Below are 24,596 nucleotides of genomic sequence, written 5' to 3' on the forward strand. Positions count from 1 at the left end.
AGAGAAACAACGTCATGAAAATCGACCGCCCCCTGTGGGCCGCGGGAGCCTTGCTGTGCCCGCAGCAATTCCAACAGCAGGCGCGCTGGGAGGCCTGGGCCAACGAGAGTCTGGCCCGTCTGTCCATGGTTCACCCCTGGGGTGTCCAGGTGGTGGGGTTTGACCCGCAAGCCCTGCGGCTGGGCAAGCTCAAGGCCACCCAGCTGCGCCTGCGCATGCCCGATGGCACCTTGATCGATACCGATCAGGTGGATCGACTGCCCTCTGCCCTGGAGTTGGCCCGCCTGCTGGCCGATGACGTCCAGGACGCTACCTTGCTCCTGGCCTTGCCGCTGGAACAGGCCAATGGCAACAACTGCCTGTTCGACGCCGCCAAGGCTGAACGGCCGACACGTTATCGTCAGGATTGGCGTGACGTCCAGGACGTCTACGCCGACGAGGTGCAATCGATCGGCGTGCTGGAGCACGCGTTGAGCCTGCGCTTTGCTCATGACGAAAACGGCGATTACCTGACCTGCCCGATTGCACGCCTGGCGCGCGACGGGCAGGGCGGCTGGAGCCTCGATCCGGATTATGTGCCGCCGCTGCTCGACTTCGCGGCTCATCCCGGCTTGCTGGCACAGCTTGATAACCTGTTGACCCAGTTGTCCGCCAAGCGGCAACGGCTGATGGGCATGCGCCGCGAGAGCAACCAGCGCATGGCCGACTTCGCCGTGGCCGATGTCTCGCTGTTCTGGCTGCTCAATGCCTTGAACACTTACCAACCGGTATTGGCCGATCTCAAGGCCTATCCTGCGCGGCATCCCGAGCAGGTCTATCTGGAACTGGCCAAGTTGGCCGGCAGCCTGCTGACCTTTTCGCTGGAACACGATATCGATCAGATTCCGGCTTATCGACACGAACATCTGCAGACCGTGTTCCCGCCGTTAATGCGCTTGATCTCCACCTTGCTGGAGGCCAGCCTGCCGTCACGGGTGATTGCCCTGGAACTTGAGGAGATCAGTACCAACCGCTGGCAGGTCACGATCAATGATGCGCGCCTGCGTGAGGATGAGGGTGCCGATTTCTATCTGTCGGTGCGTTGCCGTATGCCGGCCGCACAGTTGCAAAGCCAGTTTCCGCGCCTGTGCAAGGTCGGTACACCGGATGATGTCGATCACCTGGTCAACGCCGCACTGGACGGTGTTCCGTTGCAGTCGCTCAGCCACGTGCCGGCCGCCATTCCGCTGCGTCTGGAAAACCAGTATTTCGCCCTCGATCTCAGGCATGCCAAGGGCCAGGCCGTATTGGCCCAGGGGGTCTGTGCCTTCTACGTTCCGAGCACGCTGGCCGATGTGAAGCTTGAACTGTTCGCGGTGCTGCGCACATGAACCGGGTTATCTCCAACAGACAGACTGCGACTGCACCGGATATCGACGCGCTGTTGCAGGACAGCTACCTGCTGGTGGTAGAGCTGCGCCATGGCGCTTGCGCGCAGAATGCCGACGAACTGTGGGAGCGTTGCGCCGGGCAGATCGAGTTCGTTCGGCAAATGCTCGAGCACGCCGGCTTGAGCCAGCGCAGCATCGACCATATCAGCCATGCCCAATGTGCATTGCTCGACGAAACCGTGCTCACCTGTGCCAAAGCCGATGCCCATGCCAAATGGGCCCGCGAACCGTTGCAGGCGAAGTTCTTCAATCGTCACCAGGCCGGTGAGTTTTTATACGAAGACATGCGCGAAGTGCTGCGCGAGCCGACGCCCGATCCGCAGGTGCTGACGGCGTTTCAACGGGTGCTGATGCTGGGCTTTCAAGGCCGATATCGCGAACTGAGTGATCCTGAGCGCGAACAACTGCTGACCGCCCTGAATGGGCACGTCGCGCCGATGGAACTGCGCCTTGGTATATCGACACAAGCGAGTGTCGCTAACCGGATCGGTAGTCTGCGCTCGCTGGGATCACCGCTGGCTCATGTTCTTGCGGTGGGCCTGTTGCTGGTCGCTGTGTGGTGGGGGCTGGACCATCTGTTGAGCGGTCTGGTCACTACGCTTTTGCCCGGTGCAGCCTGAGATGGGACTGACAGCGCTCAAGCTGACACGCGGTCTTTGGCTGTGGGCGGGGTCGCTCACCCTCGCGCTGCTGGCGGTTTTTCCATTGACTGCCGGGACCCGTGCAATAGCAATTCTGACTCTGCTGTGCTTGGTCGTCCTTGCATGGCATCGAGCTGGACGACGTGCTGCGGCACCGGGCGAGTCACTGTTGCTGGACGGCAATGCGTCCTTGCCGCCTGCGGCCTACCGTAAGCCAGTGGTATTGGTGTGTGGCGATGGTCTGGCGGGTCTTTTTGGCGCAACTGCCGTCGAACAACTGGCCTTGCACCTCACCAAGGACGGTTGCTATGTGCGGGTACCCGAGCTGGAGCAGCTGCCGTCGGTGACCGCTGGTTTGCTGGCCCTGCGTCCGGAGTGGGGCGGGCAGCTCAGCGTCATGTTCGTCGTCAACCCCGCCGAGCATACCGACGCCGCAGTGCTGGCTGGACAGATACGTGCCTTCAGTTATCAGGTAGCGCAGGTTCGCAAGCGCGGCATCGTGCTGCCGCTGCTGCTGGCGAGCTATCTGCAAGCCTCGCGAGGCGCTGGCCCCTGGTTCAGTTGGCAGGCAGGCGAGGGTAGCCCCCGCGTGCGTGAAGCCGGGGCGTGCGTCAGCCTGGCCGATTGGCAGCGGCAGACCGCTGACAGCGCAACGCAGGCGGCCCGGTTGCACACCAGTGTCCAACTGAACAGCGTTGCGGCCTGGCTGGATGAAGCGGTACTGCCACATTTCGCACGCCGTGAAACCCGTAATCCCGTCAGCCTGCCGATGGTCTGCGCCATTACGCTCGTACCGGTACTGCCTCAGTCAGTGGCGGGCAATCTGTGGCACCAATGGCTGCGTAACAAAGTGGCGCTGGTTGACGCCAGGCAGGCGGAGCCTGGGGAGGGCACGCGCTTGCCGTTCCCTGATCCCTTGCTGCATCTGCTCCCGGTTCATGGGCGGCGTTCCCCGTTACGCCGTGCCAGTGTCATCGCGTCGTGGTTGTTCGCAGTGGCCGGCGTCGTCGCCCTGGCCAGCTCGGCCTGGCAGAACACCTTGCTGGTGCGTCAGATCACCGATGACCTGCGGCGGTACACGTCGCTTCCCCCGACAGGGCAACGTGACCGGCCCGAATTCGCCCTGCGCGAGGAAGCGTTTGCGCAGCTGCGCCAGGACGCCACGCGTCTGGATCACTACTACCGACAAGGCGCACCACTGGCGCTGGGCCTGGGCCTGTATCGCGGTGAGCCTTTGCGCGCGCAGGTGCTGGCGACGATTGCCGGTCACCGTCATCCGGCGACGGCTCCGATGCCAGCCGGGAGCCCCAGACCGGTGCGTCTGGACAGCCTGTCGCTGTTCGGTACCGGGAGCGCCCGGCTCAAGCCTGGCTCGACCAAGGTGCTGGTCAATGCCCTGGTCGGCATCAAGGCCCAGCCTGGCTGGCTGATCGTTATTGCCGGGCATACCGATGCCACGGGCAACGCCGGGCACAACCTGCATTTGTCCCGTGCCCGGGCGGCCGCGGTGCACGAGTGGATGCAGCACATGGGCGACATCCCTGACAGCTGTTTTGCCGTCCAGGGTTTTGGCGCCAGCCAGCCGATTGCCAGCAATGACACCGAGGCCGGGCGCGCGGCCAACCGTCGAGTCGATATCCGTCTGGTGCCGGAAGTGGGGGCCTGCGTGCTTCCCACGCCGGCGCCGGACGTACAACCCCCTGTCGCATTGCGCGACATTCATGTTCTGAGAGAAGGAGCTTCACATGGCAATTCCGGTTTATCTGTGGCTGAAAGATGACGGCGGCGCGGACATCAAAGGTTCGGTGAACGTGCAAAACCGCGAAGGCAGCATCGAGGTGGTGGCCCAGGACCACAGCCTGTACATCCCCACCGACAACAACACCGGCAAGTTGACTGGCACGCGGGTGCATACCCCGTTCCAGTTCACCAAGGAAATCGATGCATCCACCCCCTACCTGTACAAGGCGGTGACCACCGGCCAGACCCTCAAGAGTGCCGAGTTCAAGTGGTTCCGCATCGACGATGCCGGCCAGGAAGTCGAGTACTTCAACACCAGACTTGAAAACGTCAAGGTGGTGAAAGTCGCGCCGAAAATGCACGACGTCAAGGACCCGGCCAAGGAAAAGCACAACCACCTGGAGCATGTCGAGTTGCGCTACGAGAAGGCCACTTGGACCTTCAAGGACGGCAACATCATCCACTCCGATTCCTGGAGCGAGCGTCAGAGCGCCTGACGTGAAAAAAACGGCAGACAGATTCCTGTCTGCCGGTTCCCGGTGTATCGGGCCGAGCGTCCTTTTCAGGACGCTCCACCCGGCACATCGAGTTTCAGCCCCGCCACTTGCACACCCGGCTACGCGCCGAGAACCCCGAACAAGGACGCGCCCGCATGGCACACAATTCCACCCGTTTGCTTCGCCGCCTCAACCCCTATTGCGCCCAGGCGCTGAGCGCGGCGGCTTCGCTGTGCCAAAGCCGCGGCCATGGACAGATCAGCATCGAGCACTGGCTGCTCAAGCTGCTGGAGCAAGGCGAGGGCGACCTGACCCTCATCGCGCGTCGCTACGAATGGGATATGGACGCGCTCTGGCGTGGGCTGCTCGACCATCTCGACAGCCTGCCACGCAGTGTGCAGGGCAAGCCGCAGCTGTGTGGCAAGTTGCAGCAACTGATCAAGAACGCCTGGCTGCGTGCATCCCTGGACGACAACAACGAGCGCCTGCGCTCCGCACATCTGCTCGGTGCGTTGATGGACACCCCCGGCCTGCTCGGGTGCGACGCCGCCTGGCCGCTGCTCAGCCTCAGTGACGTTCAATTGCAGCGTTTGTTTGCGTTGCTCGATCAACACTCCGAAGAGCGTCCGCCAGTACAGCAAGAAGCGGCCCTGGGCCAGATAGAAGTGTCTGCTGGCCAACCGGTTACCCCTCCAGCCGGTGCCGTCATGCAGGATGCGCTGCAGGCCGTGCTGGACAAGTTCACCCAGGACATCACCGCCAAGGCCAGGGCAGGGCAGATCGACCCGGTGTTCGGCCGTGACGATGAGATCCGCCAGGTCATCGACATCCTCAGTCGCCGGCGCAAGAACAACCCGATGCTGGTCGGCGAACCCGGGGTGGGCAAGACCGCCCTGGTCGAAGGCCTGGCCTTGCGCATTGCCCAGGGCAATGTCCCGGACAGCCTCAAGCCGGTCAGCTTGCGTACCCTGGACCTGGGGCTGTTGCAAGCGGGCGCCGGGGTCAAGGGCGAGTTCGAACAACGCCTGAAAAACATCATTGATGCCGTGCAGCAATCAGCCAGCCCGGTGCTGCTGTTTATCGACGAAGCCCACACCCTGATCGGTGCCGGCAATCAGGCGGGCGGTGCCGACGCGGCCAATCTGCTCAAGCCGGCCCTGGCCCGTGGGGAACTGCGCACCATCGCCGCCACCACCTGGAGCGAGTACAAACAATACTTCGAGCGCGATGCCGCCCTGGAGCGGCGCTTCCAGACAGTCAAGGTGGACGAGCCGGACGACGCCAGCGCCTGCCTCATGCTGCGGGGTCTCAAGGCGCGCTACGCCAGTCACCATGGCGTGCACATCCAGGATGCGGCGGTACAGGCCGCGGTCAGCTTGTCGCGGCGCTACCTCACCGGCCGGCAACTGCCCGACAAAGCGGTCGACCTGCTCGACACCGCCAGCGCGCGAGTGCGCATGAGTCTTGACTGTGAACCCCAGGAACTGGTCCGGCTCAAGGCTCGGCAGGCCGCCCTGGAACTGGAGCGCCAGGCCCTCGAAGAGGATCGGCAACTCGTGGGCGGCAGCGCCAGCGAGCGTTTGGAGACGATCACTGCGCAACAGGCGGATCTGCAAGGTGACCACGCCGAGCTCGAACAGCAATACCGGCATGAACTCGACCTGACACGACAATTGCTCGATGCACGCCAGGCCGAACCACCCCAGCCGGATGTCTGCGAACAGTTGCAACGACGACTGACCGATGCCCAGGGCAATCAACCGTTGCTGGCCCTCGATGTCTGCGCACGCAGCGTGGCCGAAGTGATCGCCGACTGGACCGGGGTGCCGCTGGGCAGTCTGCTCAAGGACGAACACGCCAACCTGCTGGCACTGGAGCAGCAATTGAGCGAACGCGTCATTGGCCAGGAGCCTGCGTTGAACGCCCTTGCCCAGCGTCTGCGGGCAGCCAGGACCGGCCTGACCGAAGAACAGGCGCCGCTGGGGGTTTTCCTGCTGGTGGGCACCAGTGGCGTCGGCAAGACCGAGACCGCCCTGGCTCTGGCCGATTGCCTGTTCGGTGGCGAGAAATCGCTCATCACCCTCAACCTTTCCGAATACCAGGAAGCCCACACCGTCAGCCAACTCAAAGGCTCGCCTCCGGGCTACGTCGGTTACGGCCAGGGCGGCGTACTCACCGAAGCGGTGCGCCAACGGCCCTACAGCGTGGTGCTGCTCGATGAAGTGGAGAAGGCCCATCGCGACGTCATCAACCTGTTTTACCAGGTGTTCGACCGTGGCTTCATGCGCGATGGCGAAGGGCGTGAAATCGACTTCCGCAACACCGTCATCCTGATGACCTCCAACCTCGGCAGCGATCCACTGCAGGCCTGCCTGCAGCAACAACCTGACGCGCCGGACAGCACCCTGCAGGAACTGCTGCGGCCGATCCTGCGCGAGCACTTCCAGCCGGCCCTGCTGGCGCGTTTCCAGACCCTGATCTATCGACCGCTGCAAGCCGACGCCCTCAAGGGCATCGTCGTCCTCAAGCTCGCCCGGGTGGCCAGGCGTCTGCAGCGTCACTACGGCCTGGCCTGCCAGATCGATGAGGCCCTCAACGAAGCCCTGGTTGCCGCCTGCCTGCTGCCCGACTCCGGCGCGCGCAACATCGACAGCCTGCTCAACCAGCAGATACTGCCGGTGCTCAGCCAACAGCTGCTGCAACGCCAGGCGGCCCGGCAGACAACCCACGGCGTGACCTTGGGCTACAGCGACGATTACGGCGTGACCCTGCATTTCACCGACGCCGACGACGCTGCGCACCTTGCCGTGACAGAGGTGTGAAGATGTCCAGCCAACTGCCCATCTTTTTCGACCACAGCCGGCACAAGCTGCGCGTCCATGACTTCGACGCCACCCTCGACGTCCTGGCCTTCCACGGCGAAGAACAGCTGAGCCAGCCCTTCCACTACGTCGTCGAATTCACCTGCAGCGAACAGGACATCGCCGCCGACCAACTGCTTAACCGCGAGGCCCAGTTCAGCCTGCACCCCGTGCCGCGCAAGCTCACCTTCCTGACCAAGGACCTCAAGGTCAAACCGCTGCGCACCTTCAACGGCGTGATCACCGGCTTCAAACGCCTGTCCGGCTCGGTTGACGAAGCCCGCTACGAAATCACCCTGCGGCCGCGCCTGGCGCTGCTCGCCCGCGGCCAGCAGTTCCGTATCTACCAGCACCAGTCGGTGCCGGAAATCGTCGAACAGATCCTGCGCAGCCGGCACGATTTCAGGGGCGAGGATTTTTACTTCAAGCTCACGCGGGACTACCCCAAACGCCTGCAAGTCATGCAATACGGCGAAAGCGACCTGGCCTTTATCGCCCGGCTGCTGGCCGAGGTCGGCATCTGGTACCGCTTCACCAGCGACGAACGCCTGAACATCGACGTCGTCGAATTCCATGACGACCAACTGCATTACCAGTCCGGCATCGAGCTGCCGTACCACCCACCCGCCGGTTTAAGCAGCGACCAGGACGGCGTCTGGTCCTTGCAAACCCAACACCAGGTGGTGGAACGCCAGGTCAACATCCGCACCTATCAGCACCGTGACGCCCGTGCCCACCTGGACGGCGAGATCGACCACACCCGCGGCGCGACCACCACCTACGGCGAGGCCTACCACTACGCCGAACCCTACACCGCCCTCGGCGACCGCTACCAGTTCTACGAAGACCTGCCGCCGGAAACCGGCTACTTCTACGCCCGCCTGCAACACGAACGTTACCTCAACGATCAGACCCGCCTCAGCGGCACCAGCAGCAGCGCGACCCTGGCCCCCGGCCAGGTGCTGAAAATCTCCGGCGGCGCGCCCCAGGCCTTCGCCCCCGGCACGGTGATCACCCGACTCAGCACCCGCGCCGCCCGCGATGCCAGCTTCGAAGCGCAGTTCCAGGCCATCCCCTATTCGGAAAGCGTGTGCTTCCGCCCGCCACTGCTGGCCAAACCGCAAATCGCCGGCACCGTCCCGGCCCGGGTCAGCAACCCGCAAAAACACGACCCCTACGCCGAAATCGACGTCGAAGGCCGCTACCGCGTGCACTTCCTGTTCGACCGCGACACCTGGAAACCCGGCCAGGAAAGCATGTGGCTGCGCCTGGCCCGTCCCTACGCCGGCGACACCCACGGCCTGCATCTGCCGCTGATCGCCGGCACCGAAGTCGCGGTGGCTTTCGAGCAGGGCGATCCGGATCGGCCGTACATCGCCCACGCCCTGCACGACAGCCAGCACCCGGACCACGTCACCCTGCGTGCACGCAATTACAAGCGCAACGTGCTGCGCACGCCGGCCAATAACAAGCTGCGGATGGAGGACACGCGGGGGGAAGAGCACGTCAAGCTCAGTACCGAGCACAGTGGCAAGAGCCAGCTGAATCTTGGGCATTTGGTCGATGCCGAGCAGAAAAAACGTGGTGAAGGGTTTGAACTGCGCACCGATGGCTGGGGGGCGATTCGGGCGGGGAAGGGGCTGTTCATCAGTGCCGACGAACAAGCCAAGGCCTTGGGTCAGCAACTCGACATGACCGCGGCCATTGAACAGCTGGAAAGCGCGCTGTCGCTGGCCCGCTCCCTGGCCAATGCCGCCCGTAGCGGGGAGGCGACACCCGGCGATACCGACAGCCAGACCCGCCTGACCCACGCCCTCAAGGGGTTGGCGCAGCCGGGGCTATTGCTGCAGGCCCCGGCGGGTATCGGCCTGGTCAGTCCCGAAGCCCTGTGCCTGTCCTCCGGAAGCGCCAGCGTGGGCATCATGGCGGCGCACAACGCCGACATCAGCGCCGGGAACGACATCACCGCAGCGGCGGAGGGCGGCATCAGCCTGTTCGCAAAACGCGCCGACCTGAAGCTCAAGGCGGCCAAAGGCAAGGTCGAGCTGCACGCCCAGGGCAGCCACCTGCACGCCTTGGCCAAGACCGACATCAAGATCGAAAGCGTGGAAGGGCGCGTGGAAATCAGCGCGCCGGACGAACTGCTGTTCCGCTGCGGCGGAGCCTACATTCGCCTCAAAGGTGGCGAGATCGAGCTGGGCGCGCCCGGCAACATCTACCTCAAGGCCGCCCATGTGCAAAAGCTCGGTGGTGCCAGCCTGGACACCCCGGCCACACCGCTACCGGCAGGTTATGCCGCCCGCTACACCGTGAAAGACGACGCTCAGACGCCGGTGTCGTTCAACCGCTACCGGATCACCACCCAGCAAGGCGAGGTGTTTAACGGGGTGACCGACAAGGATGGCCAGACCATGAGTGTGCATACGCTGGTGCCGGGGGATCTGAAAATCGAGTTTCCGGATCAAACGCCAGAATCGGGTCCAGGGCACTGGGTGACCATCGATCACGATTATCACGGTCTGAAAAATACAGCCCTCATGGCACTCAATCGCCTCATATCGATGGGCGATGAGGGAAGACTTTTCGGTTCCGAAGGCAAGGACTACATGAACACTAAACGCGACAAGGTTCAGGAGTGGCGCCGGATGCCCGACGATGTCGAGGAGTACAAAAAAACGCAATCTGCAATTCATCCCTACGGCGAAAAAAGACGAATAACTCAAACCTACCTGGAGGGGGATGACGCCTGGGCCAATGGCGGGAAGTCCTGGTATTGGCAGCCAGGAGTCGCCGATGACGTATATGAAAAAAAGGGAGAGGGGAAATGAAAGCAAGAGGACTTTATTGGTTCTGGGGCGGGATGGATTTATTTTATGTCGTCCGGTTCTGCTACCTCAATTTTTCCCAGGGAAAAGTTCCGATTTACAGTGATATACAGTCCTTTCTCTTGTTGAATCCGGAGCATGGTGCCGTTTCGGCTTTGTTTTTCTGGCTGTCTGTTTTTTTAAACGTTTCGATAGTCGTTTCAATGTTCATGTTTTTTCTGGGTGCGCGCCGAGTGCAATCTTTGGTCTACATACAGGCCCCGCTCAGGGTATTGCTCACGGTGCCTTCGTTATCGTTTCTCCTGTGGCTTTCTAAAGTTGGGGGTGTGACGTCCGCAGCGTGGCTGTTTGGCCTGCTGCTGTTTTCGGAAGTGATCAAATTATTTTCAATTTTCTTCAGAGAAAAACTGCGCCTGGTTTAATCGTGGCTGCTGCTGTTTCAACAGCCCGCGCAAGTATTAAAGGACTGATTCGATTGACGATGAAATCGAAGAGCTTACGAAGTGGAAAAGCAATTAGATAAACAAAAGCTATGGGCGGCTTTATCATATGTGTTCGTCGATAACGAAATTGATTGCAGGGATATCGTCAGTGTGGCAAAAAATTACTCAATTGAAGAAGTTGAGTTCGCTTTTTTCGAAAGAGTCGCTCCTGTGTGCATTAGTAATATGTTAACGCCAGCGCCTCCAATTTGGTGGTTTTTCGATGAGGCACAGCTTGTCGCTGATATCGAAATCTTAATCCATAAGAGAGCAAGGCAGGGGTGCGCGGAAAAATGTATGTCTGCCGTGGTTAGGTGGGTGATTCGGCTAATGTGCAAGAGTGTATGGACTGAAATAAAGGCTGAAGTCGAAAAAGCAAAGTTCGCCGATGACGTATATGAAAAATAGGGGGAGGGGAAATGAAAGCAAGAGGGCTTTATTTATTCTGGGGGACTGTGTGGCTGTTTGGCCTGCAGCCGTTTCGGAAGTAATCAAATTATTTTCAATTTTCTTTAGAAGAAAACTGGGCCTGGTTTAATCGTGGCTGCTGCTGTTTCAACAGCCCGCGTAAGTATTAAAGGACTGACATGAACGACGCTCTGCACCGTACGGACACCCTCAACCCAAACAAAACTGTGACTGGGAGCAAATCGAAGCTGTACTGGATCGAATTTCAGCTGCTGGACGAGCAGGGCGAACCTCTGGCGAACATGCCTTATCGGGCGGTGAACGAGGCCACTCGCACAGCTTACGTGCCGGTGTATACCGGCCAGAGCGATGCCCAGGGCGTGATCCGCCTCGACGGCCTGCACCCGCTACCCATCACCCTGCTGATGGAGGCCGGCCCGTTGGCCGAGCAGTTGCAGACCCGTCGCTTGCGTGCCGAGCGACCCGAGCCGCCCCGACCGGGCGTGGGTGATCGCACCCCATTGCATGGTCCGCAGCGCTCAGGCTTCTCGCCCATCGAACAACAGGCCCTCGCGGCAGGTCATGGCTATCACTACCTGCGCATTGGCCAGTTGTGCGATAAACAGCCGGACTTCGACCCACCCTTGGCCGACCCGAGTCAGCTTCCGGCCTTCCATTTTCCTGATCGCACATATAGCGGTTTTACCCTGGGCGACGATCAGTTGGGCCGCCGCCATGTGCTCGAAGTCTGCCCGTTTCGCGCCTGGTCGCTGGTGTTGCACCACCAGGCCGAGTACAGCCTGGTCAATGCCTACAACCTGGGGTTGATGAGTATTCTGGCTTACAGCTCGCAGTCAGAGACGGAACTTGGTTCGGCTGAGGAGTTTTTTCTGCAGCAGTGCCTGGACCTGTCACGTACACCACGGGTATGGGACAACGGGCAGAATTGGCCCTGCCTGGTAACCGATGTGTCCTTCAGTCAACGGTATACCCAAGCACTAATGCTAGACACACAAAAGGCCGATCCACCGGAAGGCAATACCCAACTGTTCTTCGCCATCAGTGCATCCCAGGTCCTGGTCGCCTGGCGGGGCACAGAGATGAAGTACCCATTCACCGACTTGGTGACCGACCTGACGTTTCGCCCTACCAAGCCGGAAGTACAGACTAGCTGCGAAACGAAAGTGCCCTGCGCTGGCCTGACCTCGGAGGGTAGTGTGCATTTGGGGTTTCGCGATGCGTTTGAAATAGCCAGAAAGATTTATGCCAAGGATCTGGGCGAAATGATTCCTGGAGAGGCTCGACATAAGGAGCTGTTCATCTGTGGTCATAGCCTGGGCGGTGCATTGGGACTTGTCCATGCAGCTTCTCTGAAAGAACGAAATCCACTGCTGTACACCTACGGCATGCCGCGCACCTTCACCCTCAAGGCTGTGCTGTACCTGAACAAGTTGTGGCACTTCCGTCATGTCAATGACACCGACCTTATCCCCCGTGTGCCGCCCGATGCTGCTTTGGACAATTATCTATACGACCTGTATGGCCCGATGGGTACGTTGCTAGGTTTTACCTGGTCGGCACGCCAGGTACTGGCCAATGCGATGTTCAAACACGGCGATCCCTTCAGCCATCACGGCGAAATTGCGATGTTCTTCAGGGCTGAGCAGCACATCGACCAACAAATCACGCCTTATCCTGCCTATCGCAATCCAAATGGCGAGCCCTATCGCAGCACCATCACCCGTCGCCTGCCGGAAAAGGCCAAGTTGTACCTGATACCTAGCCTGAGCAAGGAAGATGACGAGCATTCCGAGCAAGCCCAGAAGCGCTTGAACGCCTCGCTGAACGCGGAGAGCCGGGCCAGATTCTTCCCAGATAACGGCAACCCCGAGGTGGGCAGGATGCTGAGCATTGGCGATCACTTCATGTCGGAGTACCAACCCTATATCCACAATCAGCTGCTGGAGTCGATCGACCCGGCGCGCGATCCGTTACTGGAGCGGCAGGTGCTGCGACGCAAGTTTGAACAGCAGATGAAGGACCACTACGGACGCACTCCCACGGATGAGTTCGACCGTAACAGCGTGTTCCTGGAGTTGCAGAAGCTGACCGATCAGGCATTGCATGTAACGCAGCAGATCGACGGCGGCGCCGAGGCGTTAAGGCGCTTCAATGCCGTGGCCGACCCGCAGGCCTATTACGAAAAAACATACAGTTAAGCCCTGTTAACACGGCAAAGGAAATGACCATGCTTAGGATTCCCGTCGTCATATTTGCGCTGTCGTTCAGCCTCAGTGGGTGCGGTCAGGATTACAGCCTGGCCCCCCCTGCCGACAGCGAACAGGTCACAGTGACAGTGAAGGTGCCCAAGGAGCTCGTAGCAGAGACCATGCAGGTCATGTATCGCTCGGCCACCTGTAAAGGCATCACTCACGGTGCCAGTGGTCAACGCATTGAGCTGGACGGTCGTCACGGCGTTGATGTGCAACTGCAACGTCAAGGGCAGAGTGATCTCTATCAAGCCAGGCTGCCAATGAATGGCGGTGGTGCGTGTCGGTGGCATTTGAGCAATGTGATGTTTGGTGTCGCCTATGGAGATACTGCTCGCTTTGGAGAGGGGGTGACGTACGGAGCAGGAGGCGGCGTTATGGTGAAGTTTGATCACAACCGTCCCATGAGAAGTTCCGGGCTGCCGATAAAAGTCGATGGGGATTTGACGATCAAGAAGGATTACTACCCTTGGATCGATGAGGAGTTTTTGGGACCTTACAAAAAAACTGTAAGTTTGGCAGGCGAAGGCAATATTTATCTCAGCTATCAGGCATTGCAGGCCCGCCAGGTGTATTTCGAACCTGTCCTGCATTCCGACTATGTGATCTATTCAGCCGGGCCGAAGGTAAAGAAAAAAGGTAATCACACCACCTTTACTTATCCCGATGGCAGTGTTGTGGCCGATGGTCGCGGGGGACCGAATTTCCGAAAACTGCAGGCCCTGCGCCTGGCTGCGGAGAACAAACCATGAGACGGACTCTTCCCGCCGCATTTATCGCTTTGTTCTTCAGTCTGAACGGTTGCGCCAAGGATTACAGCCTCGCGCCCCCTGCGGACAGCGAACTGATCACCGTGACGGTGAAGGTCCCCAAGGAACTCGTAGCAGAGACCATGCAGGTCATGTATCGCTCGACCCTTTGCACCTTCACCGATCGTACCGCCAGTGGGCAACCTTATAAGCGCGACGGGTACCAGAGTACCGATGTGCAACCTGCGCGTCAGGGGCAGAGCGATCTCTACGAAGCCAAGTTGGCGGTGAACGGAGGCGGGCCTTGCCAGTGGCGATTGAGCAATGTGATGTTTGGTGTCACCTATGGCTATCCGACTCGCTTTGGAGAAAATGTTAGCTCTGGCGCCGGAGGAGGTGTTGTAGTTGTATTTGATAAAAACAACTCGCCACGCGGTGGAACTGGAATAGAAGTTAATGGGGATTTGACAATCAAGAAGGATTACTACCCTTGGCTAAAAGAGAACTTTTTAGGTGGATACAGTAAACGTGTCAGCTTAGCCGGTGAGGGGAATATCTATCTAGGTTATCAGGCATTGCAGGCACGGCGGGTGTACTTCGAACCTACCTTACACTCTGACTTTCTGGTTAGCTCGGTAGGTCCTAAGGTTAAGAAGAAGGGTAATTATGCAATATTCACTTATCCCGATGGCAGCCTTGAGGCTGTAGCCCGCGCAACTCCGGATTTCCGCAAACTGCAGGCCCTGCGCTTGGCTGCGGAGAGCAAAAAATGAGGCTGGGTTTTCTTACAACTACGTAGTGTTCAATAGTGTTTAAGAAGGCCTTGTTTTTATATTGGTTGGCGGTCACTGATTATTTGAAGTCTACGGGACTTTAATGCTCTGACAGTCATGGCGTTTGAATTAAGTATGTTCAGTGCATAAAGAGAGAGTTAATTAATATGTCTCAGGCATTTGTTCTATTGGGTGATGCAACTACCCACGGTGGAGAAGTGATATCGGCCTCGTCGACGACGATCATTCAGGGCAAGCCGGTGGCCTTGGTGGGCGATCTGGTCATTTGTCCGATTCCGGGACACGGGGTCAATGCGATTGTGGAAGGCTGCGCGGAGTGGTCCGAGGATGGCCGGGCGATGGTCGTCAACGGCTGCCTGTGCGAATGCGGCTGTCAGGTCGTTTCCAGCGTTTCCGAATGCGTGGTGGGTTGAGCCATGGGTTGGGATCGTCAACCACCCGAGGTGGTGGCAGCTCCAGCGCGTCCTGTCCTGGGCCGATGGGTGTTGGCGGCAGGCGTTGCGGCGTTGGCCTGCGTGCTGCTGTTCCTGCTGTTCGCCTCCGAGCGACTGCCACAACTGCAAGCGCTGAATGTCTGGGTAGTGTCCGGCTCGCCGTTGCTGGTCTGGGTGCTGGCCTTCGGTGCTCGCGCTTATGTCTTTGGTGGGGCCTTGAGTCATCACCAGTTCCTCGAAGAGGAGGCGCAAGGTGCGCAATGGGCCTGGCAGGAGTGGGCGCAGCGTTACCTGGCGGTGCAGGCCAGTTGTGTGCTGCTGCCGGACCAGGTGTCCGCCAGTGTGCTGACTCAAGGCCCTCTTGATTTACCACCCCGTACCGGGCAGGCGCGGCGCATTGCGGCCCTGCCAGCACAAAAGGAGGAACGCGCGCAGGCCGGGTTGCAGTTGGTGTTACCGGCGCTGGGCCCTGCCTTGAAGGCCTTGCCTGCGGAGCATGAACTGCGGGTCACCTTATTGAGCGATGTCGAGCCCGGCCAATACGAAGCGTTGCGCAATGCCTGGCAGCAGAGCTGGGCCTCTGCGACACCCCGAGCGCAACCCGCTACGGTCACTTTGGCCGCGCAATTGTCGTACCAGTGGCTCGACGAAAAGCTGAAGACAGCCAGCTCGACCTTTGAGCTGATCGTCGTCTTACAGGTGCACGGCGAGACGGCGTATTCCGATGGGCTGGCGGCAATGCTGCTGTGTCCAGACAGCCTGGCGCTCGCGTGCGAACTGCCGGTCACGGGGGCTTTGTTGCGCCCTATGCCGTTGGACGTCAACGCGCTGCAGAGCGAATTGCCGCTGTTCCTGAAAACCCAGACAAATGCATGCCAGGCGACGGCGCTGTTGGCCGACAGCGTTGGCTGGCAGCCATTGGCCGGCAAGATCATTGCGGCCGGCGTTGCTCACGGTGCTTCGCTGAACGTGGAGCAGCAGTGGATTCAGGAATCTCTGTGCGGATTGCCGGGCCCTTTCAGTCACTGGCTGGTGGCAGCACTCGGAGTGGAAATCGCACGTCATCAGCAGCGGCCTCTGTTGGTGCTTGCCCAGGAAGAATCGCAGCATTGGATCAGTACCGTCAGCACAGGAGAGGGGGCATGAAGACCGGGAGTAATGCATGGCGGCATATCGGCGCGGCGGTTTGGTTCAGCGCGCTGGTCGCGGCCTTGGGGGGGGCGATTTGGGGTTATGGTGAACGGGTCGGGTTGGTAGAAAACCATCACAAGCTATTGGCCTTTTTACTGATCGTCGCCATCGTTCTGGTGGGGGTTCAGACTCCCCGCCTGTTGATACATTTCAAGCGGCAAAGTCACCGCGAGCAGGGGTTGACGGATAAGGTCTATCCGCAGAAGGACGTGCGCTTGGTACTGCCGCGTCGCCCGGTTTTCGATCCCACAGAACTGCACGACCACCTTCACCAGTACTACGGCTTCTTCTGGCGCCGCAAAGTCCGCCTGCTGCTCGTCGTCGGCGAACACGAGCAAATCCAGGCCATCGCCCCCGGCCTGACCGAACAACAGTCGTGGCTGGAAGGCCAGGACACGGTGCTGCTGTGGGGCGGCAGCCTGCAAGGCGAACCCGATCAGGCAAACCTTGGCCAATGGCGCCAGCTCAGCCGTTGGCGCGGCCTGGATGGCGTGGTCTGGGCATTGAACAAAAGCCAGAGCGCCGAAACGGCCCTGATGGGCACCGGCGTGCGCCGCCTGCGGGAACTGGCCCGGACGCTGGGCTGGCAATTGCCATTGCACCTATGGCAGGTCTGCGACAGTGAGTGGGCGCAGCCGAAACGCGCGACCCAAGCGGTGGGTTGCAGCCTGCCTTCACGCTTCACCGCGTTGGCCCTGGAAACCGGCCTGGACAACCTGATCGTGCCCTTGCGCCAATCAGGCTGGGCGCAAATGCACGGCGACATGAAGCATGACTTCCTGCTGCGCCTGTCGCGCGATCTGCAGGTCGAGGGCATTGCCCGCTGGCGTCAGGCGCTGGCACCCTGGTTCGGCGAATTCAATCGTAGCGTGCCGTTGCGCGGGCTGTGGTTCAGCCTGCCGCTGACGCGAGCACCGTCACTGCAGAAACACGATTGGCTGATAGAACCGGTTTGGCATGGCGTGCTCGGCGACCCCGCTGCCAGTGGTCGCCGTCTGGGCTGGAGTCCTCCGCGTATCGCTTATGTCCTGCTGCTGAGCCTGGCCACGGTGTGGGGCGCCGGACTGCTGTTGTCCTTCGCCACCAACCGCGTGCAGATCGCCCAGGTGCAAAGCGCGCTGGAATCGCTCGAGCAAGCCGGGCAGGGCGACGCACAACTGCTGGCCCTGAACGACCTGATGCGCGAACTGGCGCGCCTGGACTACCGTGCCCAACACGGCGCCCCCTGGTACCAGCGCTTCGGCCTGAACCAGAACCAGAACATGCTCGAGGCCCTGTGGCCGCGCTATGTCGAAGCCAACCACCGCCTGCTGCGCGACCCGGCCGCCGCCAACCTGCAGGCGAAACTCAGCGCCCTGGTCAAGCTGCCCCCGGGCAGCCCTGAACGCGCCCAACGGGCCCGGGAGGCCTACGACCAGCTCAAGGCCTACCTGATGCTGGCGCACCCGGACAAAACCGACGCGGCCTTCCTGGCGAAGACGTTAATCGACGCCGAACCCGTGCGCGCCGAAATATCGCCAGGTCTCTGGCAAGGCCTGTCGCCGAGCCTGTGGCAGTTCTACGCCGAGCACCTGGCGGCGCATCCCGAGTGGCGCATCAAGGCCGACCCGAAGCTGGTCGCCCAGGCCCGGCAAGTGCTGCTCGGCCAGTTGGGCCAGCGCAATGCCGAAACCAGCCTGTACCAGCAGGTGCTCGACGCGTCGGCCAATCACACCCCGGACTTGAGCCTGGCGCAGATGGTCGGCGACACCGAGGCCGGCGCGTTGTTTGCCACCCGGGCCAGCGTCCCCGGCGTGTTCACCCGCCAGGCCTGGGAAGGCCAGGTGCGCCAGGCCATCGAGGCCGTCGCCGAGGCGCGGCGCGAGGAAATCGATTGGGTACTCAGCGACCACCCCACCGAGCTCGATGCCGACCTGACCCCGGACGTGCTGAGAGCGCGCCTGACGGAACGCTACTTCGAGGACTACGCCAGCGCCTGGCTGGATTTTCTCAACCGTTTGCGATGGCAGCCGGCCGATAGCCTGGGCGAGGTGATCGATCAGTTGACGCTGATGAGCGACGTGCGCCAGTCGCCGCTGATCGCGCTGATGAACACCCTGGCCTACCAGGGTCAGGCCGGCGTCCGCGGCCAGGCGTTGGCCGATTCTTTGATGAAGTCCGCACAGAAGCTGGTCGGCCAGGCCCCGGTGCCGGCGATCGACCAGCAGTTGCAGGGACCGAGCGGTCCGCTGGACGCGACCTTCGGCCCGTTGCTGGCCCTGCTGGGCAAAGACGCCGAAGGCAGCAGCGACAGCGATCGGTTGAGCCTGCAGGCCTTCCTCAACCGCGTTACCCGGGTGCGCCTGAAACTGCAGCAAGTGCACAACGCGCCCGACCCGCAGGCCATGACCCAAGCCCTGGCGCAGAGCGTGTTCCAGGGCAAGAACGTCGACCTCACCGACACCCAGTCCTACGGCAGCCTGCTTGCCGCCAGCCTCGGCGCCGAGTGGGGCCAGGTCGGCGAGACACTGTTCGTGCAGCCGCTGGACCAGGCCTGGCAGCGGGTGCTCCAACCCTCGGCGGCGGGGCTCAACCGTCAGTGGCAACGCGCGATCGTCAGCGACTGGCACAGCGCTTTCGCCGGCCGCTACCCCTTCGCCGCCACCGCCAGCGACGCCTCCTTGCCGATGCTGGGCCAGATGATCCGCGCCGATTCCGGGCGCATCGACCAGTTTCTGCAGCAGCAACTGGGCGGCGTATTGCGCAAGGAAGGCAGCCGCTGGGTGGCCGATTCCCGGCACAGCCAGGGCTTGCGTTTCAACCCGCAGTTCCTCACGGCGATCAATCAGCTCAGCCACCTGGCCGACGTGCTCTACACCGACGGCGGCATGGGCCTGAGTTTCGAACTGCGCGGTAAACCGGTGCGCGACGTGGTGCAAACCACCTTCGTGCTCAATGGCGAGAAACACGAGTACTTCAACCAGAAGGAAAGCTGGCAGCGCTTCAGTTGGCCCGGCTTCAGCAGCCATCCGGGCACCAGCCTGACCTGGACCAGCGTGCAGGCCAATGAACGGCTGTTCGGTGACTTCCAGGGCACCTGGGGCCTGATCCGCTTGCTGGAGCAAGCCCAAATCACCCCGCTGGACGATGGCGGCAGCCACTACCGCGTCGTCCTCAAGGCCCCCGACGGCCTGGGCCTGACCTGGCACTTGCGCACCGAGCTGGACGCGGGGCCGCTGGCGCTGCTCAAGCTGCGCAGCTTCAAGTTGCCGGCGCAGATTTTTCTGAGTGAGGGCGATCAGGCGGTCGCCGATGTGCAGATGAGGAGGATCAAATGAGCCTGCGTACATTAATCGCCCGATGCCTGGGCGAACGCGATGCCCTTTCCCTGGCCCACCTGCAAGCCGAGCGTTGGCAAGCCTGGTTGCAACCGATCAGCACGGACTTGCCCGTGGGTGAGGATCCGGGCTACGACGATGACTTCCAGCGCATGCGTGAAGAGGTCAACAAGCTGTCTGGCGCCGATGTCGATCAGGTGGAGCAACTGGCAGAGAAACTCATCACCCAACGCTGCAAGGACCTGCGCGTCGCCACCTACTACTTATGGGCGCGCTTGCACAAAGACGGTGAGACCGGGTTGGCTGACGGTCTGGGCCTGCTGGCTGCTCTGCTGGAGCGCTTCGCCGACGAGGTGCTGCCCGCGCGTCCCAATAGCCGCAAGATGGCATTGGAGTGGCTGACCAGCGGCAAAGTGCTGGACAGCCTTTCGCTGTTTCCGGAAGTGGTCAAGGACGAGGCTGAGCGCACAGTGGCGGCGCTGGCCTGGCTGGAACGCGGGCTTGAAGCGTGGCCGCCGGAGCAACGGCCCGCCTTGGGCGCACTGTATGGCGCCTTGTCGGCGCGTCTGGCGCAGTCCGGCGGGGTGGACGCACTGGTGCCGCAGAACAGCGCCAGTCAGGAGTCCAGTGCGCAAACGACCATGGCCAACACGGCAGCAATCAAATCCGGCCGCGACCTGTTGGACAGTGGCAGAGCCCTGGCCGGTTATCTGCGCGAGCAACCCCTGGGCTGGCTGGCGGCTCACCGCCTGATGAAGAGCCTGCGCTGGGACACTGTGCATCAGGCGCCGCCCCAGGACGCCAATGGCATAACACGCCTGGCTGCGCCTCGTGGCGAATATCGAGCACAACTCAAGCGCCTGTATCTGCAACAGAGCTGGACGCAATTGCTCGATCAAGTCGAGCGGATGTACGCCGAGGGCGTGAACCATTTCTGGCTGGACCTGCAGTGGTATGCCTGTCAGGCGCTGAGCAAACAACCCGCACCGCAGGACGGCTGGGCCGATGTGGCCAAGCGTGATCTGGGCATGTTCATCGAGCGCCTGCCGGGCGTTGAAGCCTTGTGCTGGAGCGACGGCTCACCCTTCGCCGATGAGACCACCCGGGAGTGGATTGCCCGGCACGTCAGCGGCAATCATCCCCAGCAGTGGTTACCGGCACCGACCGTCGCAGCGCCCGGCGCGGATACCGAGATCCTTTCACTGGAAGGTGAAGCCCTGGCCCAGGCCGACAGCGACGGCATCGAGCAGGCGCTGGCCTGGCTGGCCGCGCGCCCCGGCATACACACCGGACGGCAGCGCTGGTTGCTGCGTCTGCTGATGGCGCGGGTGGCCGAGCAATATGGCAAAAGCGATCTGGCCATCCACCTGCTGGGCGAGCTGGACGCCACCGCCCAGCGCCAGGCGTTGGCCGAGTGGGAGCCCGAGCTGAATTTCGAGGTCAAGGCCCGCCTGCTCAAATTGTTGCGCTTGAAAGCACAGCGCAACGATGCCGACAAACCCACCCTTGCCCGGCGCATGGAGGCGCTGCTGGCGGCGCTGGTGGCCATCGATCCGGTACGTGCCGCAGTGCTCTGCGGCTAACCTCATTCATCAGGATTTTTTCTTTGAGCATGGACAATCTGACACTGCGTTATTTCGACGCCGAGATGCGTTATCTGCGCGAGGCTGGCAAAGAGTTCGCGCAAGCGTTTCCGGACCGGGCGGCGCAACTGAACCTGGACAAGGCGGGCGCACACGACCCCTATGTGGAGCGCCTGTTCGAGGGCTTTGCTTTCCTCATGGGACGGCTGCGCGAGAAGCTCGACGATGACTTGCCGGAGCTTACCGAGGGCCTGGTCAGTCTGCTGTGGCCGCATTACCTGCGCACCATTCCATCGCTGTCGATCGTTGAGCTGGCGCCCGATCTCAAGGAGATGAAGCGCAGCGAACGGATCGCCACGGGCTTCGAAGTCCTGTCGCAGCCCATCGGCCCGCATCGCACTCAATGCCGCTACACCACCACCCAGGACCTGATGCTGCAACCACTGGCCGTGGAGTCTGTGCGCCTGGCACATGAGCCCGACGGACGCTCATTGCTGCGGCTGCGCTTTGCCTGCGGCGCGATGGCCGATTGGGGCGAGATCGACCTGAGTCGCCTGCCGCTGTACTTGAATGCCGATGCGCCCTTGGCAAGTGCGCTGCACCAGGCACTGACCCTCAACACCCAGGCAATGTACGTACGAATGCCAGGACAAACGGACCGTCAGTTACTGGAAGGCCATTTTGTGCCCAAGGGGTTCGCCGATGAGGACCGTCTGTGGCCCAAAGGCGACAGCGCCTTCAGCGGGTATCAGTTGCTGCTGGAGTATTTCACCTTCCGCGAGAAGTTCATGTTCGTGACCCTCTGCGGGCTGGAGCGGTTGAACATCACCCAGGGTACACCCTGGTTCGAACTGGAGGTGGTGCTTGGCCAGCCATGGCCTCAAGCGTTCAACCTGAGCGCCGGGCACATTTGCCTGCATGCGGTGCCGGTGATCAATCTGTTCACCCTGGAGTCCGACCCGCTGGACCTGGCACCTTTGCAAACCGACTACCTGCTTCGCCCCATGCGTCTGCAGGACGGTCATACCGAAATCTATTCGGTGGATCAGGTCACCTCTTCCAGGAGTACCGAGCGCCAGGATTATGTGCCGTTCACCAGCTTTCGCCACAAGGGCGGCATGCTGCGCGACGAGGCGCCCGAACATTACTTCCACACGCGCTTGAAGCGGGGCGCCAATGGCCTGCATGACACCTGGCTGATTCTGGGCGGCGAGGGCTTTGACCAGGATCGGCTGCTTGCAGGCGCAAGCCTGTCGTTGCGCCTGACCGGCACCCACGGCCAACTCCCGCGCAAGGCCCTGCAAAGTACCTTGCTCGATACCCTGGTGCAATCCACCCAGACCGGCTTGCGGGTGCGCAACCTGTGTGCGCCGACCTTGCCGCGCTACCCGCCGAACCGCGATCGTTTTCACTGGCGCGTGCTCAGCCACCTGGGCTCGAACTTCCTGCCGATGCTCGACAACGCCGAAGTATTGCGCGGCACCCTGGCGCTGTATGACTGGACGGGCAGCGAGCTGAACCGACGTCGGCTGGCGGCGATCGTCGAGGTGCGTCACCACCTGATCCAGCGTTTTGAAAAAGGCTTTCTGCTGCGCGGTGTGGATATCGAAGTCACCCTGGACGCCAATGGCTTTTCCGGTGAGGGCGACATCAGCCTGTTCGGCGAGATGCTCCATCGCTTCTTCAGCCTGTACGCCGACATTCATTTATTCAACCAGCTCACGCTGATCCTCCAACCTACTGGAAAGTGCCTGCGATGGAACGAGAACCACAGTCAGCGTATTCCCGGCTGAAAGCCAGTGGATTACTGGAAGGACTGCAGGGGCGGGTGGCCGAGGCCAATCTGTATCGTTTCTGCCAGTTGCTGGAACAGGCCTTGCCGGATCATCCGCCATTGGGTAGCACGGCGCATCCGGCGGATGACCCGGTACGCTTTCGGCCCGACCCTGGCATGGGCTTTCCTGCCGGGGAATTGAAGGCGATCGAAACCAGTGACAATCATCCGCAGCGTCCGGCAACGGTGCGCACACGCCTGCTCGGGTTGTACGGGGTCGACTCGCCGATGCCGACGGCTTTTCTCGACGATATCGCCCAGCGTCGGGAAGGGCATGAGGCAGTGGAAGCCTTCCTCGATATGTTCAACCACCGGATCTTTACCCAGTTCTACCGTATCTGGCGCAAGTACTCTTATCCGGCCACGTTCGAGGCGGGCGGCACCGATGCGACCTCGCAATGCCTGCTGGGGTTGATCGGCCTGGGCATTCCCGGCACCGCCCGGCAGATTGCCACGCCGGTATCACGCTTCCTGGCGCTGCTCAGCGTGATGCGCCTGCCCACCCGCAATGCCGAAGGCATCATCGCGCTGGTCAAGCTGCTGGCCCCCGCGACCCGGGCACGGGTGACGCCCCATTGGCCGCAGAAAATCCCTTTGGCGCATCCGGCGAGTCTGTGCAGCCATCGCCCGGTGAGTCTGTCCCAGGGCACGCCTTTGGGCAGTGTCGGGCATGACGCCAATAGCCAGTTGCACCTGGCGCTGTTCACCGAGGATGCAGACGAGGCCCGTGGCTGGCTGCCGGGTGGTCAGTTGCACAACGACCTGCGGGTGCTGCTGCGTGTGTACCTGGGCTGGCGTTGCACTGCGAAGCTGCAGTTGTCGCTACCGCTGCGCAGCCTGCCGACGCCGGTGCTGGGGCGAGCCTCGGTACGGCTGGGCATGACCGCTGTGCTGGGCCTGGGCAGTGACGCCTGGCAAGTCGGGGCGCACGACACCATCACCCTCAATCTGGGCCGATACCAGGGCCTTTCGAAAAATTCCCAGGACAGAGAGATACACCATGTCACGTACGGTTTTTAAATCATCGATGGTCGTTGCGCTGGGTGCATTGCTCGCCGGCTGTGGGGTGACCCAGTCAGTGACAGACACCACCACATCCGCCGCCAGTACGATCTTCTACAAGCAGGTGAAAACATTGCACCTGGACTTTAGTGGTCGGGCATCGATAAACACGGATGGGGCAGACATGAATGCATTGTCGATGGCCACGCTGATTCGGGTGTACCAACTCAGCGACAGCAAGGTGCTGGAGAAGGCCACTTACGACAGTTTGCTGAGCCATGACGACCGGCTGCTGAGCGCGGATCTGCTGGACAAACGGACCGTGGTGGTCAAGCCGGGTGAAGGGGCGCAACTGAGCGTACCGCTGGACAAGAACGCGCGCTCCGTCGCGGTGGTCGCGTTGTTCCGCCAACCCGACAGTCAACTGAAGACGTGGCGCCTGACGCTGACCCGTGATGACCTGGATCCGGACCAGGCTCGGGTCATCGAGCTGGCAGACAACCTGCTGACCTTGCGCCCGCTGGCTAAGGAATAACCG

18 protein-coding genes are annotated in these 24,596 nt (G+C 61.5%); all 18 read left to right on the top strand.

What is annotated here, in order from left to right:
• The first annotated feature begins 14 nt into the window (after positions 1 to 14).
• The 18 genes from tssK to tssJ all read left to right on the top strand — a co-directional run bounded on the left by tssK (position 15) and on the right by tssJ (position 24,593).
• Positions 15 to 1,370, top strand: coding sequence for a type VI secretion system baseplate subunit TssK (gene tssK, locus ACA067_RS11200; RefSeq protein WP_497461805.1), 1,356 nt, complete (start codon positions 15 to 17; stop codon positions 1,368 to 1,370).
• The gene (tssL, locus tag ACA067_RS11205) at positions 1,367 to 2,050 is read left to right on the top strand and encodes a type VI secretion system protein TssL, short form (protein WP_497461806.1); all 684 of its coding nucleotides are present in this window, start codon (positions 1,367 to 1,369) and stop codon (positions 2,048 to 2,050) included. Before tssK ends, tssL begins: the two co-directional genes overlap by 4 nt.
• Positions 2,051 to 2,240: 190 nt before the next feature.
• Positions 2,241 to 3,851, top strand: coding sequence for an OmpA family protein (locus tag ACA067_RS11210; RefSeq protein ID WP_497461807.1), 1,611 nt, complete (start codon positions 2,241 to 2,243; stop codon positions 3,849 to 3,851).
• Positions 3,817 to 4,308, top strand: a complete 492-nt coding sequence (locus tag ACA067_RS11215; protein ID WP_497461808.1) for an Hcp family type VI secretion system effector — start codon at positions 3,817 to 3,819, stop codon at positions 4,306 to 4,308. The genes ACA067_RS11210 and ACA067_RS11215 overlap by 35 nt, the downstream gene beginning before the upstream one ends.
• Before the next feature lie 155 nt (positions 4,309 to 4,463).
• Complete coding sequence (tssH, locus tag ACA067_RS11220) at positions 4,464 to 7,130, top strand: type VI secretion system ATPase TssH (RefSeq protein ID WP_497461809.1); 2,667 nt, start codon at positions 4,464 to 4,466, stop codon at positions 7,128 to 7,130.
• A gap of 2 nt (positions 7,131 to 7,132) precedes the next feature.
• Positions 7,133 to 9,997 carry a type VI secretion system Vgr family protein gene (locus ACA067_RS11225; RefSeq protein ID WP_497461810.1) on the top strand — a complete coding sequence of 955 codons (2,865 nt, stop codon included), beginning with the start codon at positions 7,133 to 7,135 and terminating at the stop codon, positions 9,995 to 9,997.
• Positions 9,994 to 10,416, top strand: a complete 423-nt coding sequence (locus ACA067_RS11230) for a hypothetical protein (RefSeq protein WP_497461811.1) — start codon at positions 9,994 to 9,996, stop codon at positions 10,414 to 10,416. Before ACA067_RS11225 ends, ACA067_RS11230 begins: the two co-directional genes overlap by 4 nt.
• A gap of 81 nt (positions 10,417 to 10,497) precedes the next feature.
• Positions 10,498 to 10,884: a DUF7079 family protein gene (locus ACA067_RS11235; protein WP_497461812.1), complete on the top strand. Its 387-nt coding sequence runs from the start codon at positions 10,498 to 10,500 to the stop codon at positions 10,882 to 10,884.
• A 179-nt stretch (positions 10,885 to 11,063) separates the two neighbouring features.
• Positions 11,064 to 13,103 carry a lipase family protein gene (locus ACA067_RS11240; protein WP_497461813.1) on the top strand — a complete coding sequence of 680 codons (2,040 nt, stop codon included), beginning with the start codon at positions 11,064 to 11,066 and terminating at the stop codon, positions 13,101 to 13,103.
• A gap of 29 nt (positions 13,104 to 13,132) precedes the next feature.
• Positions 13,133 to 13,906 (top strand): hypothetical protein, encoded by a 774-nt coding sequence (locus ACA067_RS11245; RefSeq protein WP_497461814.1) that lies wholly within the window; start codon positions 13,133 to 13,135, stop codon positions 13,904 to 13,906.
• Positions 13,903 to 14,676 (top strand): hypothetical protein, encoded by a 774-nt coding sequence (locus ACA067_RS11250; protein WP_497461815.1) that lies wholly within the window; start codon positions 13,903 to 13,905, stop codon positions 14,674 to 14,676. The genes ACA067_RS11245 and ACA067_RS11250 overlap by 4 nt, the downstream gene beginning before the upstream one ends.
• Before the next feature lie 167 nt (positions 14,677 to 14,843).
• Positions 14,844 to 15,110, top strand: a complete 267-nt coding sequence (locus ACA067_RS11255; protein ID WP_497461816.1) for a PAAR domain-containing protein — start codon at positions 14,844 to 14,846, stop codon at positions 15,108 to 15,110.
• A gap of 3 nt (positions 15,111 to 15,113) precedes the next feature.
• Positions 15,114 to 16,277: a KPHS_23130 family T6SS system protein gene (locus tag ACA067_RS11260; RefSeq protein WP_497461817.1), complete on the top strand. Its 1,164-nt coding sequence runs from the start codon at positions 15,114 to 15,116 to the stop codon at positions 16,275 to 16,277.
• Positions 16,274 to 19,639: an ImcF-related family protein gene (locus tag ACA067_RS11265; RefSeq protein WP_497461818.1), complete on the top strand. Its 3,366-nt coding sequence runs from the start codon at positions 16,274 to 16,276 to the stop codon at positions 19,637 to 19,639. Before ACA067_RS11260 ends, ACA067_RS11265 begins: the two co-directional genes overlap by 4 nt.
• Positions 19,636 to 21,222: a type VI secretion system protein TssA gene (tssA, locus tag ACA067_RS11270; protein WP_497461819.1), complete on the top strand. Its 1,587-nt coding sequence runs from the start codon at positions 19,636 to 19,638 to the stop codon at positions 21,220 to 21,222. The genes ACA067_RS11265 and tssA overlap by 4 nt, the downstream gene beginning before the upstream one ends.
• Positions 21,223 to 21,245: 23 nt before the next feature.
• A complete protein-coding gene (tssF, locus tag ACA067_RS11275) occupies positions 21,246 to 23,015 on the top strand; it encodes a type VI secretion system baseplate subunit TssF (RefSeq protein WP_497461820.1) in 1,770 nt (589 codons plus the stop codon).
• A complete protein-coding gene (gene tssG, locus ACA067_RS11280; protein WP_497461821.1) occupies positions 22,979 to 24,076 on the top strand; it encodes a type VI secretion system baseplate subunit TssG in 1,098 nt (365 codons plus the stop codon). The genes tssF and tssG overlap by 37 nt, the downstream gene beginning before the upstream one ends.
• Complete coding sequence (gene tssJ / locus ACA067_RS11285) at positions 24,057 to 24,593, top strand: type VI secretion system lipoprotein TssJ (RefSeq protein WP_497461822.1); 537 nt, start codon at positions 24,057 to 24,059, stop codon at positions 24,591 to 24,593. The genes tssG and tssJ overlap by 20 nt, the downstream gene beginning before the upstream one ends.
• The last annotated feature ends 3 nt before the right edge of the window (positions 24,594 to 24,596 follow it).

This window comes from Pseudomonas sp. LBUM1674, assembly GCF_059695635.1.